The sequence below is a fragment of the Enterobacter cloacae complex sp. ECL72 genome, assembly GCF_019056635.1.
GTDB classification, from domain to species: Bacteria; Pseudomonadota; Gammaproteobacteria; order Enterobacterales; family Enterobacteriaceae; genus Enterobacter; species Enterobacter hormaechei_C.
The window spans coordinates 592,390-606,390 of the sequence record NZ_CP077659.1 but is presented as its reverse complement, the minus strand read 5'-3'; the positions used below and the strand labels follow the sequence as shown (position 1 = coordinate 606,390).

12 protein-coding genes and 1 pseudogene are annotated in these 14,001 nt (G+C 54.0%); 8 read left to right on the top strand and 5 right to left on the bottom strand.

What is annotated here, in order from left to right:
- The first annotated feature begins 1 nt into the window (after nt 1).
- A pseudogene (gene rsmS, locus KTH07_RS02850) lies at nt 2–179 on the top strand (pleiotropic regulatory protein RsmS).
- Here the strand turns inward: rsmS and mscK are convergent.
- Nucleotides 143–3,580 (bottom strand): mechanosensitive channel MscK, encoded by a 3,438-nt coding sequence (gene mscK / locus KTH07_RS02845; RefSeq protein ID WP_371822126.1) that lies wholly within the window; start codon nt 3,578–3,580, stop codon nt 143–145. The pseudogene rsmS and the gene mscK overlap by 37 nt on opposite strands.
- A 62-nt stretch (nt 3,581–3,642) precedes the next feature.
- Entirely contained in the window at nt 3,643–4,296 is a 654-nt protein-coding gene (gene acrR, locus KTH07_RS02840) for a multidrug efflux transporter transcriptional repressor AcrR (protein WP_015571247.1), read from the bottom strand.
- Nucleotides 4,297–4,437: 141 nt separating this feature from the next.
- Here acrR and acrA point away from each other — a divergent pair, with 141 nt between their 5' ends.
- The 6 genes from acrA to KTH07_RS02810 all read left to right on the top strand — a co-directional run bounded on the left by acrA (nt 4,438) and on the right by KTH07_RS02810 (nt 11,275).
- Nucleotides 4,438–5,631: a multidrug efflux RND transporter periplasmic adaptor subunit AcrA gene (gene acrA, locus KTH07_RS02835; protein ID WP_017694395.1), complete on the top strand. Its 1,194-nt coding sequence runs from the start codon at nt 4,438–4,440 to the stop codon at nt 5,629–5,631.
- Nucleotides 5,632–5,653: 22 nt separating this feature from the next.
- Entirely contained in the window at nt 5,654–8,800 is a 3,147-nt protein-coding gene (gene acrB, locus KTH07_RS02830; protein WP_015571248.1) for a multidrug efflux RND transporter permease subunit AcrB, read from the top strand.
- Between the two features lie 510 nt (nt 8,801–9,310).
- Nucleotides 9,311–9,685 carry an Hha toxicity modulator TomB gene (tomB, locus tag KTH07_RS02825; RefSeq protein ID WP_006809850.1) on the top strand — a complete coding sequence of 125 codons (375 nt, stop codon included), beginning with the start codon at nt 9,311–9,313 and terminating at the stop codon, nt 9,683–9,685.
- 27 nt (nt 9,686–9,712) lie between these two features.
- Nucleotides 9,713–9,931 carry an HHA domain-containing protein gene (locus KTH07_RS02820; protein ID WP_015571250.1) on the top strand — a complete coding sequence of 73 codons (219 nt, stop codon included), beginning with the start codon at nt 9,713–9,715 and terminating at the stop codon, nt 9,929–9,931.
- A 208-nt stretch (nt 9,932–10,139) separates the two neighbouring features.
- Nucleotides 10,140–10,691, top strand: coding sequence for a maltose O-acetyltransferase (gene maa / locus KTH07_RS02815; protein ID WP_023303203.1), 552 nt, complete (start codon nt 10,140–10,142; stop codon nt 10,689–10,691).
- A 116-nt stretch (nt 10,692–10,807) separates the two neighbouring features.
- Entirely contained in the window at nt 10,808–11,275 is a 468-nt protein-coding gene (locus KTH07_RS02810) for a YlaC family protein (RefSeq protein WP_017383209.1), read from the top strand.
- Here the strand turns inward: KTH07_RS02810 and KTH07_RS02805 are convergent.
- Nucleotides 11,247–12,707 carry a PLP-dependent aminotransferase family protein gene (locus KTH07_RS02805; RefSeq protein ID WP_032620143.1) on the bottom strand — a complete coding sequence of 487 codons (1,461 nt, stop codon included), beginning with the start codon at nt 12,705–12,707 and terminating at the stop codon, nt 11,247–11,249. The genes KTH07_RS02810 and KTH07_RS02805 overlap by 29 nt on opposite strands.
- Nucleotides 12,708–12,808: 101 nt before the next feature.
- Here KTH07_RS02805 and KTH07_RS02800 point away from each other — a divergent pair, with 101 nt between their 5' ends.
- Entirely contained in the window at nt 12,809–13,519 is a 711-nt protein-coding gene (locus tag KTH07_RS02800; protein WP_023303201.1) for a GNAT family N-acetyltransferase, read from the top strand.
- On the opposite strand, the gene ykgO is transcribed toward KTH07_RS02800, so the two are convergent.
- Entirely contained in the window at nt 13,516–13,656 is a 141-nt protein-coding gene (gene ykgO, locus KTH07_RS02795; protein WP_003859006.1) for a type B 50S ribosomal protein L36, read from the bottom strand. The two genes, KTH07_RS02800 and ykgO, sit on opposite strands and share 4 nt — an antisense overlap.
- Before the next feature lie 2 nt (nt 13,657–13,658).
- A complete protein-coding gene (locus KTH07_RS02790) occupies nt 13,659–13,919 on the bottom strand; it encodes a type B 50S ribosomal protein L31 (RefSeq protein WP_015571255.1) in 261 nt (86 codons plus the stop codon).
- Nucleotides 13,920–14,001: the final 82 nt, after the last annotated feature.

The window sequence follows — 14,001 nt, the reverse complement described above, 5'->3', positions numbered from 1 at the left end:
GATGTCACTGGAAAATGCCCCCCGACGAGGTCAAGCTGGCCGTCGATTTAATTATGCTGCTGGAGAATCACGAGATCCCGGCGGAGACGGTGCTGAAAGCGCTGGAGATTGTGCGACGAGATTTTGAGGGGAAACTTCCCCCTCACCCTACCCTCTCCCCAGAGGGGAGAGGGAAATAGATTAGGCGGGAGTAGGGTCGTCCCCCCTTAATCTCGCGCTTCACTTCCGTATGCTCATCGCCTTTCTCGTTGCGCAGATGAACCTCAAGCTGGTTAAAGGCGATATTAATATCGTTTTCACGACACAGACGGTCAATGGTGCGGTTCAGCTCATCGACGGTGTAGCTGCGATCGCGCAGTTCGCGTACGTACAGGCGCAGCTCATGATCCAAAGTGCTCGGCCCGAAGGTGGTGAAGAATACCGCTGGCGCAGGATCGTGCATCACTTTTGGATGGTCGGCTGCCGCCTTCAGCAGTACCTCTTTCACCTTGTCCAGATCCGAGCCATAGGCCACCCCGAGTCGGATCACCACGCGAGTGGTGGTATCCGAGAGCGACCAGTTGATCAGACGCTCGGTCACAAACGCTTTGTTCGGGATGATCACCTCTTTACGATCGAAGTCGGTAATGGTGGTCGCACGAATGCGGATCTTGCTGACGGTCCCGGAGAAAGTACCGATGGTGACGGTATCGCCGATACGCACCGGACGTTCGAACAGGATAATCAGGCCAGAGACAAAGTTACCGAAGATCTCCTGCAAGCCGAAGCCCAGACCCACCGACAACGCCGCCGCCAGCCACTGGAGTTTATCCCACGAGACGCCCAGCGAGCCGAATACCGTCATCGCCCCGACAATAATAATGACATAGTTCAGGATGGTGGTAATGGCGTACGACGCCCCCTGACGCAGGTTCAGCCTTGAGAGCACCAGCACTTCCAGCAGACCCGGCAGGTTGCGGATCAACGCCCAGGCAACCACTGACGACACCAGCGCAAAGAGCAGGCTGCCCATGGTGACGCTTTTCATTACCGCAGCGCCCGCTTCGGTACCGTTGTATTGCCAGAGCGTGATACTGTCGAGGTAGGCGAAGACGGTAATTAAATCAGACCAGATGGCCCAGAACATCACCGCAAACAGGGCGATCATCACCAGCATGGTAATACGCATCGTTTGCTGGTTAACCTGCTCCAGAGCAATGGTCGGCTCTTCCTGCGGCTCTGCCCCTTCAGCCCCCTCTTTCACCTGATGCTGCCGACGGGCAACAGCACGACGATAAGCAATGCGGCGCGCCGCCACGCTCAAACCACGCAGCACGGTCTGGAACAGCAGGTTCCATACAATCACCAGATAAACCGTTTCGATCCAGCGACCGGACAGACGCAGCGTGGTATAGAAGTAACCCGTCGCCGTCAGCACCATCAGCGCCAGAGGAATGATCGCCAGTACCGTTACGGTAGCCAGACGAAGATTGTGGGACTCTTTATCCCGCCAGCTGTCGCGGCACATTGGCCACATCAGAACGGCAATCAGCAGCAGGTTCAGCATAATCACCAGTTGCCCCAGCACGTCATCCATCAGGTGCAGCGGGGAAAGCTCCGCCACAACTGACCAGAAGTGCAGCGGCAGCAGCGCGAGGCTGATGCGCACAATCTGGCGACGCCAGTGGCTGGTGAGTTTTTCCGGCATGTTGAAGTGGCGGACGGCGACGCCATCTTTTTCCAGCACTTTCCAGCACAGACCAAACACCAGCCAGAACAGCGCCAGCTTCTTGCTGAACGCCCACAGCAGATCGCTGATATTCAGCTGCATGGTCAGCAGGATCAGGCCCACGGCGAGTATCAACAGGCAGACCGGCAGAGCACGGATCAGATCGATCAGGATCGCTTTCGGGGTGTGCAGTTGGCTGTCGTTACGCAGTTGCCCCACTTCCGAGGCCAGCTTCGCCTGGTACTGTTTCAGCCATTTCAAACGCCAGCGTATGACGCCAGCGATGAGCAGCAAAGGCAGCCCCGTCAGGAAGGCAATCATCACCGCAGGCCAGGCTTTCTCCCAGTTCACGGTAATTTTCATGCTTTTGATCTGGGATTTCAGCGTTTCCGGGAAAGATTTAAACCAGTCCCAGTCCATGGGTTTATTGCTGTTCACCCAGAAAATCTGCTGGGTCAGGATCTCCTGGAGGCTTTTAGAAACGCTCACCAGCTGCTGCTGGTTGATTTGCAGGTTAATCGCCATCATCAGCTGGTTGCCCAGCTGCTTGTTAAGCTGATCGAGCAATTCGCGGCGCATGTCCACCACCTGCAACAGCGCGTCGTGAACTTCAGCATTCACTTCACCTGAATGGCCCTCTTCCACTTTGGCAACGAAGGTATCGCTCTGAAATAGCGCATCGCGCTGCTGGTTAACGTCAAACTGTTCAAGACGCAAATCCGCAATGCGGTTGGTCATGTCTTCCAGCTCGTCGGCGGAAGGCAGCGTCTGCTGTTGCTGGTAGAGAATGCGCGACAGCAGCAGGCTGCCCTTCAGGACGGCAATCTGCTCCTTGACGTTGCGCTCGGCCTGCAAAGCGCGATCCAGCCAGTTTTTGACCTTAATATTCTGCTGCACCAGCGCGCTGCCGCTTTCAGTCGCCTGAATCAGACGCTCGCTCAGTTGGTGGTTAATCTCCAGCTCCTGCTTCACCAGCGGGTTGGCCTGAATACGGGCCGTCTCGTCTGGCGAAACCGCTTCCTGCGCCGTTTTTTCAGTCAGCGTCAGGCGCTTGCTGTTCACCGCTTCCTGCAACAGCTGAAGCTGATGCTCAAGCCGGTTGATATTCGCGGTCACGTAGTCACGCTGTTTTTGCAGCGCATCCTGTAGCACCGTGTTGCCTTCCAGGCTCTTACGCTGCTGTTCAATCTCCGCGTTTAGCAGCGTCTGCTGGATGTTCAGCAGCGTTTGCTGGGTGGGACGAAGCGCCCCTTCCCCCACGGTGATGCCATTCAGACGGTTACGTATCTGCTGTAGCTGTTGCGACGCCGAGTACATAGCGTTCTGCACGCGCTCAGGCTGGGTTTGCAGCGAAACCAGCTGGCTGTTGTAGGTTGAGAGATCGGACTGCGCCGTTTGCAGATCGTCCAGCAGCTGCGCCACGCGCGACTCAAGCTGGCGCAACGACAGCGTGGCAAGCGTTTTTCGGGTTTCATCGTCGTTATCGACGTCGCTGAGCGCACTCAGCGCCTCCGTTGCCTTACGCATGTTCTCCGGCGCCTGAGCGACCTTCTGCCGTAGCTGGGCCGTTTCGGCTTTGATGCGATCGATCTTGTCCAGCGTTTCCAGGGTTTCCGTCAGATCCTGCTGAACGAGTTTTTCCTGGGCGGAGAGATCTTTTTGCTTATTCAGGGTGTCGAGTTGCGACTGAACATCAGCACGCGTGGGAATGTCACTGCCGTTGTCTGCACGGGCCCATGAAAGCGGCGCGGCTGCAAAGTAAAACAGCAGGATCAAAAACAGGGCCAGAACAGGATGTTGCGAGCGATTGATGTGCAGCATAGTTGTGAATGTGATGTGAGAAATGACCGGAAATAGTCGGGCATGAAGGATATCACGCCCGGCTGAAGCAGAATAGTACGACGGAAAGGGTCTACGATTTTTCCCATGCCCGATCAGGCAGAGCGCGGGCTAAGTTTACTTTGAAGGGTCGGACAGAGCTGGCACATCTCAAGAAAAATTTCGACGTAGCTGCGCGCCTCTGATCTGAGATCGAACGACTCCGGAGCAAAAAGCCAGTTTTCCATCAGGCCGGAAATATAGCTGCGCATCAGGATCGCCGCCCGGCGGGTGAGTAATGTGGCAGGAAGCATTTTGGCCTGCATGCACTCCGTGAGGACCTGTTCGATGCGATCGTAGCTTTCCAGACACAGGTCGCGCTGCGCCTGTTGAACCACCGCCATTTCACCAACGAACTCACATTTATGGAAGATGATTTCCATCATCAGACGACGACGCTCTTCAACAACCGTCGCTTCAAGGATATATACTAGAATTTCTCTTAACACTGAGAGTGGATCGTGAGGGAATTTTGCCCGATACTCACTCTCAAGATCGCTAATGCTGGACTCTGAAAGCTCCCAGATTTCACCAAACAGATCGGACTTGTCTTTGAAATGCCAGTAAATCGCTCCCCGCGTGACGCCCGCGGCCTGAGCAATCTGTGCCAGCGAGGTTGCCGAAACACCCTGCTGTGAGAACAAACGCATTGCCACATCCAGAATGTGTTGTCGGGTTTCCAGCGCTTGTTGTTTGGTTTTTCGTGCCATACGTTGATGAATTTACAGGAGTCAGATTTACATACATTTATGAATGTATGTACCATAGCATGACGATAATATAAACGCAGCAATGGGTTTTTAGACTCAGGACCCTTGATCAATTTGAAATCGGACACTCGAGGTTTACATATGAACAAAAACAGAGGGTTAACGCCTCTGGCGGTCGTTCTGATGCTCTCAGGCAGCTTAGCGCTTACAGGATGTGACGACAAACAGGCTCAACAAGGAGCTCAGCAGGTGCCAGAAGTTGGCGTCGTGACGCTCAAATCCGAACCTCTCCAGATGACAACAGAACTACCGGGCCGCACCAGCGCCTACCGCATTGCGGAAGTGCGTCCGCAGGTGAGCGGTATCATCCTGAAACGTAACTTCACCGAAGGCGGTGATGTCAAGGCAGGCGAGTCTCTGTATCAGATTGATCCAGCAACCTATCAGGCGTCTTATGAGAGCGCTAAGGGCGATCTGGCTAAAGCCGAAGCGGCAGCCAAAATCTCGCAGCTGACGTTGAATCGTTACAAGAAACTGCTCGGCACGCAGTACATCAGCCAACAGGATTACGATTCTGCCCTGGCCGATGCACAGCAAGCCAACGCAGCCGTTGTGGCGGCGAAAGCGGCGGTAGAAACCGCGCGTATTAACCTGGCCTACACCAAAGTGACCTCCCCTATCAGCGGTCGCATTGGTAAATCAGCCGTCACCGAAGGTGCGCTGGTGCAGAACGGTCAAACCAACGCGCTGGCCACCGTGCAGCAGCTCGACCCGATCTACGTTGACGTCACCCAGTCCAGCAACGATTTCCTGCGTCTCAAACAGGAGCTGGCTAACGGCACCCTGAAACAGGAAAACGGTAAAGCCAAAGTGGAACTGGTTACCAACGACGGTATCAAGTTCTCACAGACTGGCACACTGGAATTTTCTGATGTGACCGTCGATCAGACCACCGGCTCTATCACCATCCGGGCCATTTTCCCCAATCCGGATAAAACCCTGCTGCCCGGTATGTTCGTACGCGCCCGTCTTGAGGAAGGGACTAACCCAAGCGCCATTCTGGTTCCTCAGCAAGGTGTGACCCGTACGCCACGCGGTGATGCGAGCGCACTGGTTGTGGGTGCCGATAACAAAGTCGAAACACGCAATATCACTGCAACGCAGGCGATTGGCGACAAGTGGCTGGTAACGGAAGGTCTGAAAGATGGCGATCGCGTAATTATTACTGGTTTGCAAAAAGTTCGTCCTGGTGCGCAGGTCAAAGCTCAGGAAGTGAAATCTGACGACAAACAACAAGCGTCGGCCGCTGGCCAGTCAGAACAAACCAAGTCTTAACTTAAACAGGAGCCGTTAAGACATGCCTAATTTCTTTATCGATCGCCCCATATTTGCGTGGGTGATCGCCATAATCATCATGCTGGCCGGGGGACTTGCGATCCTGAAGCTGCCTGTCGCGCAATATCCAACGATTGCGCCGCCGGCAGTGACGATCTCCGCAACCTATCCGGGCGCTGATGCCAAAACGGTGCAGGATACCGTTACGCAGGTTATCGAACAGAACATGAACGGTATCGATAACCTGATGTACATGTCCTCAAACAGTGACTCAACCGGTACGGTTCAGATCACACTGACCTTTGAATCCGGTACGGATGCGGACATTGCACAGGTTCAGGTGCAGAACAAATTGCAGCTGGCGATGCCTCTGCTGCCGCAGGAAGTACAACAGCAGGGCGTGAGCGTCGAGAAATCGTCCAGTAGCTTCCTGATGGTTGTCGGCGTGATCAACACCAACGGCACCATGACGCAGGAGGATATTTCCGACTACGTGGGCGCCAACATGAAGGACGCCATCAGCCGTACGTCTGGTGTGGGTGACGTTCAGCTGTTCGGTTCCCAGTACGCGATGCGTATCTGGATGGATCCGAATAAACTGAACAACTTCCAGCTGACGCCGGTTGACGTGATCAGCGCAATTAAAGCGCAGAACGCCCAGGTTGCCGCCGGTCAGTTGGGTGGTACACCGCCGGTGAAAGGCCAGCAGCTTAACGCGTCGATCATCGCGCAAACGCGTCTGACCTCCGCCGATGAGTTCAGCAAAATTCTGCTGAAGGTGAATCAGGACGGTTCGCAGGTTCGCCTGCGTGACGTGGCGAAGGTTGAGCTGGGCGGTGAGAACTACGACATCATTGCGAAGTTCAACGGTAAACCGGCTTCCGGTCTGGGTATCAAACTGGCGACGGGCGCGAACGCCCTGGACACCGCGACGGCTATCCGTGCAGAACTGAAGAAGATGGAACCGTTCTTCCCGTCAGGTCTGAAAATCGTTTATCCGTATGACACCACGCCATTCGTTAAAATTTCGATTCACGAAGTGGTGAAAACCCTGGTTGAGGCGATCATTCTCGTCTTCCTGGTGATGTACCTGTTCCTGCAAAACTTCCGCGCAACGCTGATCCCAACCATCGCCGTGCCGGTTGTACTGCTCGGGACCTTCGCGGTGCTGGCGATATTTGGCTACTCGATAAACACCCTGACGATGTTCGGGATGGTGCTCGCCATCGGCCTGCTGGTGGATGACGCCATCGTGGTGGTCGAAAACGTCGAGCGTGTCATGGCGGAAGAAGGCCTGCCGCCGAAGGAAGCAACCCGTAAATCAATGGGCCAGATCCAGGGCGCGCTGGTCGGTATCGCGATGGTACTGTCTGCGGTATTTATCCCGATGGCCTTCTTTGGTGGCTCTACCGGTGCGATTTACCGTCAGTTCTCCATCACCATAGTTTCGGCGATGGCGCTGTCGGTACTGGTTGCACTGATCCTGACGCCAGCCCTGTGCGCGACGATGCTGAAGCCGATTCAGAAAGGTGGTCACGGCGAGCATAAGGGCTTCTTCGGCTGGTTCAACCGCATGTTTGATAAGAGTACGCACCACTACACCGACAGCGTGGGTAACATCCTGCGCAGCACCGGTCGTTACCTGCTGCTCTATATCATCATCGTGGTGGGGATGGCTTTCCTGTTCGTTCGTCTGCCAAGCTCGTTCCTGCCAGATGAAGACCAGGGCGTGTTCCTGAGTATGGCGCAGCTTCCGGCCGGTGCGACGCAAGAGCGTACGCAAAAGGTGCTGGATGAGATGACCGACTACTTCCTGACCAAAGAGAAAGACAACGTCGAATCCGTGTTTGCGGTTAACGGCTTTGGCTTCGCGGGTCGTGGTCAGAACACCGGTATCGCCTTCGTTTCTCTGAAAGACTGGTCTGAACGTCCGGGCGCAGAGAACAAGGTAGAAGCCATTACCGGCCGCGCGATGGGCACCTTCTCACAGATTAAAGATGCGATGGTCTTCGCCTTTAACCTGCCAGCGATTGTTGAACTGGGTACGGCGACCGGCTTCGACTTCCAGCTGATTGACCAGGGCGGTCTGGGCCACGAAAAACTGACTCAGGCGCGTAACCAGCTGTTTGGCGAGGTGGCAAAACACCCTGACCTGCTGGTGGGCGTTCGCCCTAACGGTCTGGAAGATACGCCGCAGTACAAGATCGATATCGACCAGGAAAAAGCGCAGGCGCTGGGTGTTTCCATCAGCGACATTAATACCACGCTGGGTGCAGCCTGGGGTGGCAGCTACGTCAACGACTTCATCGACCGTGGTCGCGTGAAGAAAGTCTACGTGATGTCCGAAGCGCAATACCGTATGCTGCCGAACGATATCAACAACTGGTATGTTCGCGGCAGCGATGGCCAGATGGTGCCGTTCTCCGCCTTCTCAACCTCGCGCTGGGAATACGGTTCACCGCGTCTGGAGCGTTATAACGGCTTGCCATCGATGGAAATCCTCGGTCAGGCAGCGCCGGGCCGAAGCACCGGTGAAGCCATGAACCTGATGGAAGAACTGGCCAGCAAACTGCCTGCGGGTGTCGGCTACGACTGGACCGGCATGTCCTATCAGGAACGTCTGTCCGGTAACCAGGCCCCTGCCCTGTACGCCATTTCACTGATTGTGGTGTTCCTGTGTCTGGCGGCATTGTATGAGAGCTGGTCGATTCCATTCTCCGTTATGCTGGTGGTTCCGCTGGGGGTTATCGGTGCGCTGCTTGCCGCAACGTTCCGTGGGCTGACCAACGACGTTTACTTCCAGGTGGGCCTGCTGACAACCATTGGCTTGTCGGCGAAGAACGCGATACTAATCGTCGAATTCGCCAAAGATCTGATGGAGAAAGAAGGAAAAGGCCTGATTGAAGCAACGCTGGAAGCCGTTCGTATGCGTTTGCGTCCAATCCTGATGACGTCCCTGGCATTTATCCTCGGCGTTATGCCGCTGGTTATCAGCTCCGGCGCGGGCTCCGGCGCACAGAACGCAGTAGGTACCGGCGTAATGGGTGGGATGGTAACCGCGACCGTTCTTGCGATCTTCTTCGTACCGGTGTTCTTCGTGGTGGTTCGGCGCCGCTTCAGCCGTAAGAATGAAGACGTTGAGCACAATCATTCGGTAGAACATCACTGATACCGGTTTCACATGATAAAAAGGCCGCATTTGCGGCCTTTTTCTTTTTCAGAAAAAATCATAAAATAGACCTATTGCCTTTCTATTTATTTTCCTCCTTTTTAATAAGGCCTATCATAATAGGCCGATAACTTACACCAGGAACTCAGCATTCTTTTATTATCATTTCGTGACGTAAATTATTCGGACTATTCCTAAGCAATGGAAAATATCTGAAGATATCTGGTTTCGGACTTCACATGAAACTTTGCGCTAACTCAATGAATTCTAAGGAACCGATAAAAATCGTCTTTTTTATTGATTAACGCGTTCGCTGCAAAAGGTAGATTTGCGTAAAGGCTCGAACAGTAACGATTTAATTGTAATTTTTCGTAATAGCGCGATGAAATCTTGATCAGAGTGGCTTATAGTTAGAGTTATCAGGAACACAGCTCCCGTGTGGCTAAGCAAGTTGTATCCATCCCGACATGATGTTCGGTGAGTAAAAAATCACTCAGAAGGGGATGCGCTATGGACGAGTACTCGCCAAAAAGGCATGATATCGCGCAGTTGAAATTTCTCTGCGAATCCTTGTACCATGACTGCCTTGCCAATCTTGAAGAAAGTAACCATGGCTGGGTGAACGATCCAACGTCTGCTATCAATTTACAGCTTAACGAGCTGATCGAGCATATCGCCACCTTCGCACTTAATTATAAAATTAAGTACAATGAAGATAATAAGTTGATAGAGCAAATTGATGAATACCTGGACGACACCTTTATGTTGTTCAGCAGCTACGGCATTAACGCACAGGATTTGCAGAAATGGCGTAAATCAGGAAACCGTCTATTTCGCTGCTTCACTAATGTCAGCAGAGCTAATCCGGTTAGTCTTTCCTGTTAAAATTATTACAATTACTAAGGTGAATTTATGTCTGATAAACCATTAACAAAAGTCGATTATTTGATGCGCCTGCGACGCTGCCAGTCAATTGACACCCTTGAACGAGTTATTGAGAAAAATAAATACGAGCTGTCTGATAATGAACTGGCGGTATTTTATTCAGCTGCCGACCATCGTCTTGCTGAGCTGACCATGAATAAACTGTATGACAAGATCCCCTCTTCGGTGTGGAAATTTGTTCGTTAATCGTTGAAGAGAGACTGTAAAGGCATTACGCCCGTTGTTAAGCTGAATTTACCTTTCGAATTACGCTTCAAATGCAAACGCCAGGTTCCCGTATAAAACGTATTTATGCGCAAGAATGTTGTGACTCCCGTCACAGCCACTTTTAGGGAACGTTCCCTTTCTGGTTAATCCTCTTTACGCTGCGTAAAACGATTCCAGAGAGGTTCCCATGAGTGAAGAAAAACAGAAGATGATTGCAGGTGAATATTACCGCCCTGGCGATGACACGCTGAGGGCTGACCGTTTACGCGCGCGTCATCTTGTTCACCGCTATAACCATACCGCACCCGATGAGAAGGCCGAACGTCGCGCCTTATTAGCTAACCTGCTGGGTCAAAGCGAAGGTGCCTATATAGAGCCAAGCTTCCGCTGCGACTACGGGTATAACATCTATCTGGGCAACAATTTTTACGCTAACTTCGATTGCGTCATGCTGGACGTCTGCCCTGTCCGCATTGGCGATAACTGTATGCTTGCGCCGGGAGTGCACATTTATACGGCCACGCATCCTCTGGATGCGACTGAACGTAACAGCGGGCTGGAGTACGGTAAACCGGTCACCATTGGTGATAATGTCTGGATCGGCGGACGCGCGGTGATTAATCCAGGCGTGACCATTGGCGATAATGCGGTTATCGCTTCCGGCGCGGTAGTGACCAAAGACGTGCCGGCCAATGCGGTAGTGGGCGGGAATCCGGCGAAAATCATTAAAATGCTCTAAGCGTATCCTGAGTAACTGTTATGCTTTTTCCTGGCATAACTGTTACTTTCATCGCGTAAACCCCTCTCATAAAATAGGCAGATCACCTGTATTTTCAACAATCATAAAGGCAAAAAATGACAGAGATACAGCGCCTGCTTACAGCCACCATCGACGATCTCAATACCCGCGAAAAGCGCGACAATCGCCCGCGCTTTAGCATCAGCTTTATTCGCAAACACCCCGGGTTGTTCGTCGCCATGTACGCCGCCTGGCTGGCAACGCTTATCGTCATGCTGAAGTCTGAAACGCTGGTCGATTCCGTCTGGCTGCTGGTTGTGCTGTTCGTGGTGTTTAACGCGTTTTTCTTTTTCGACGTCAATCCACGTTACCGGTATGAAGATATCGACGTACTCGATTTCCGCGTGTGCTACAACGGGGAGTGGTACAACACGCGTTACGTGCCGAAAGAGCTGATCGACAGCATCCTGCACTCGCCGGCCGTCGAAGCCGGGCAAAAAGAGAAGTTGCAGAAAATGGTCACCACCAAGGGCCAGCTCTCTTTTTATGATGTCTTTACCCTTTCCCGCTCCACTGCTGCGTAATGAGCGCCTGAAGACGTCGGATACCCGGCGCAAACTGCGAAGCAGAGGTATTGCCGTAACCTAAAACCAGACCGGTTTGCCCCAGCTTCGTCTCAAGGTAATACCCGCTCAGCGCAGCGGGTGCCAGCTGAAACGCTCTCGCCTGCTCTACCAGCCGCTGGTCGTCGATACCGTCAATTGCCAGCGTCAGATGCATTCCCCCTTCCCCGGCAAGAACACGGTGCGGCGTATGAAGCTCTGCGCTCAGCACCTCCCGCAGCTGGCGGTAACGCTTACGATAAAGGCGGCGCATGGCGGCAAGATGTCGTGCATAGTGGCCTTCCTCAATAAACAGCGCCAGGGTGCGCTGTTCAGCGCGATGCCCGCCGCGCAGCAGCGAGCCGATGGCCGGACGCGCCGCCTTCGCCAGCGCTGGCGGTAACACCATGAACCCCATCCGGAGCGATGGAAACAGCGTTTTGCTGAACGTCCCCAGATACACAACGGGCGCATTGTTGACCATTCCCAGCATCGCCGGGACGGGCTCACCGGTATAACGAAATTCGCTGTCGTAATCATCCTCAATGATCCACGCGCTGTACTGCCGGGCCAGTTCCAGCAGCGCCAGACGCCGCCGCGCGCTGAGCACGCTTCCGCAAGGGAACTGATGCGATGGCGAGGTAAAAATCAGCGTGGGTGAAGGCGCAGACAGCCCTTCCCAGCACATCCCCTCGTCATCCACCGGTATGCCTGTCATCGCCAGGCCGGTTTTGACAAAAGCGCTTTTGGCGCCGCTATAGCCGGGATTTTCCACCCAGGCGACATCCCCCGGCTCGCTTAACAGCATCGTGCAGAGATTGACGCCCTCCAGCGCCCCTTCGGTTATCACTATCTGGCTGGCATCGCAGTCAATGCCGCGGGAGAGCGCAAGATGGCGGGCAATGGCGGCCCGCAGCGTCGGCTCGCCGGCCGGGTCGCCATACCCTAACAGGGCGCTTCCCTCCTCGCGCAGGACGCGATCGTACAACCGCCGCCACAGCGGCAAGGGGAAATAGTTGATGGCAGGCGTTCCCGGCGTAAACGCCATCACCGGAGTGTCGCGCGGCACAGGCGCGGGCAGCAGGGCGACACGTTTTGTCAGCCTGACGTCCGGGTCCGGTAATGTCCGGGCAATCGTCCGAGGAGCGAATTGCCCCACCCGCGTGCCCTGGCGGCTACGCAGCAAATAACCTTCGAGCGTGAGCTGGTCCAGCGCCGCGTTGACGGTATTTCGGGACACAGAGATCTGCTGCGCCAGCGTTCGTGAGCCGGGCAAATGGCTGCCGGATCGAAGCCTTCCGCACAGTATGGCCTCCCGCAAAGCAAGATAGAGCGCACGCTGGAGCGTCTCTTCCCCACGTTTTTTCAGCGCAGCATGGAGCAAGGTGTAAAGCTCATCACCCGGTATATTCATCTTTCCTCCTCGTGGTACCAGAAAAACATAGCCTGGTGGTTCTTTTTAAGGAACCAGCAATTCATTAATCTGGAGATCTTTTCAATGTGACGGGAATAAAGATGAATACATTCAATGAGTTTGGACAACCTGTAGGCGAAAGCCTCATCGACTGGCAGCCTCGCCCGCACCCGTCCCGGGTGATACTTCAGGGTCGCTATTGTCGGCTTGAGCCTCTGCGCGTGGAGCATGCCCCGGCGTTGTTCTCTGCGTATTCCCTAGCCGGAGATACCCGAAGCTGGACGTGGCTGCTGCGTGAACCCGATGCCACCGCAGAGGAGTTTGCCGAATGGGTGGCGAGCGTGAGCGAATTAGCCGATCCCATCCACTTTACCGTTATCGATAACCAGACCCAGTCTCCTGTCGGGACGCTGTCCCTGATGCGGATCGATCCTAAAAACGGCGTTGTGGAAGTGGGACATGTTCACTTCTCGTCACTGTTAAGTCGCACGCCCATGTCGACAGAAGCGCAGTATCTGCTGATGCGGTACGTGTTCGATACCCTGGGCTACCGGCGTTATGAATGGAAGTGCAACAGCCTGAACGAACCATCCCGCAAAGCGGCTCTGCGTCTGGGCTTTCAGTTTGAAGGGCGTTTTCGCCAGGCGCTGGTCATTAAAGGCCGAAACCGGGACACCGACTGGTTTTCAATTCTCGACAAAGAGTGGCCAGCGCTGGCGAGCGCGTTTGAAAGCTGGCTTGCCACCGACAATTTTACCGCCGATGGCAAACAGAAAAGCTCCCTGGAAAGCTGGCGAGAGACGCGCGTTTAGCGTCTTTTTTTACGTCCCTGCACCGCCTTAAAGCGCGGGTTGGATTTGCAGATCACGTATAAGCGTCCCTTGCGTTTGACTATCTGGCAATCCGGGTGACGCTGTTTTGCACTGCGTAATGAGTTCAGCACCTGCATGATTAGCCTCGCTTCGCATCAAGAAAGCCACCAAAACGCTTGCGGAAGCGTGCCGCGCTGCCATCCGTCGAGAAGGTCTTCTGCTTCCCGGTATAAAACGGATGTGATTTAGAGGAGACATCAAGGGTAACGTAGGGATACGTTTTCCCCTCCAGCTCAATTTCACGGTCTGTCTTAATTGTTGAGCCGACTTTAAAGTATTCATTAGCCGTGGTGTCGTGAAACACAACGGTGCGATAGGTTGGATGGATATTCGGTTTCATCTCTGGCCTTCATTTATTGTTATAACATAACAAAATACTATCTGAGCTTTGCTGCAAAAACAACCCCTGTCACGCACAGCCT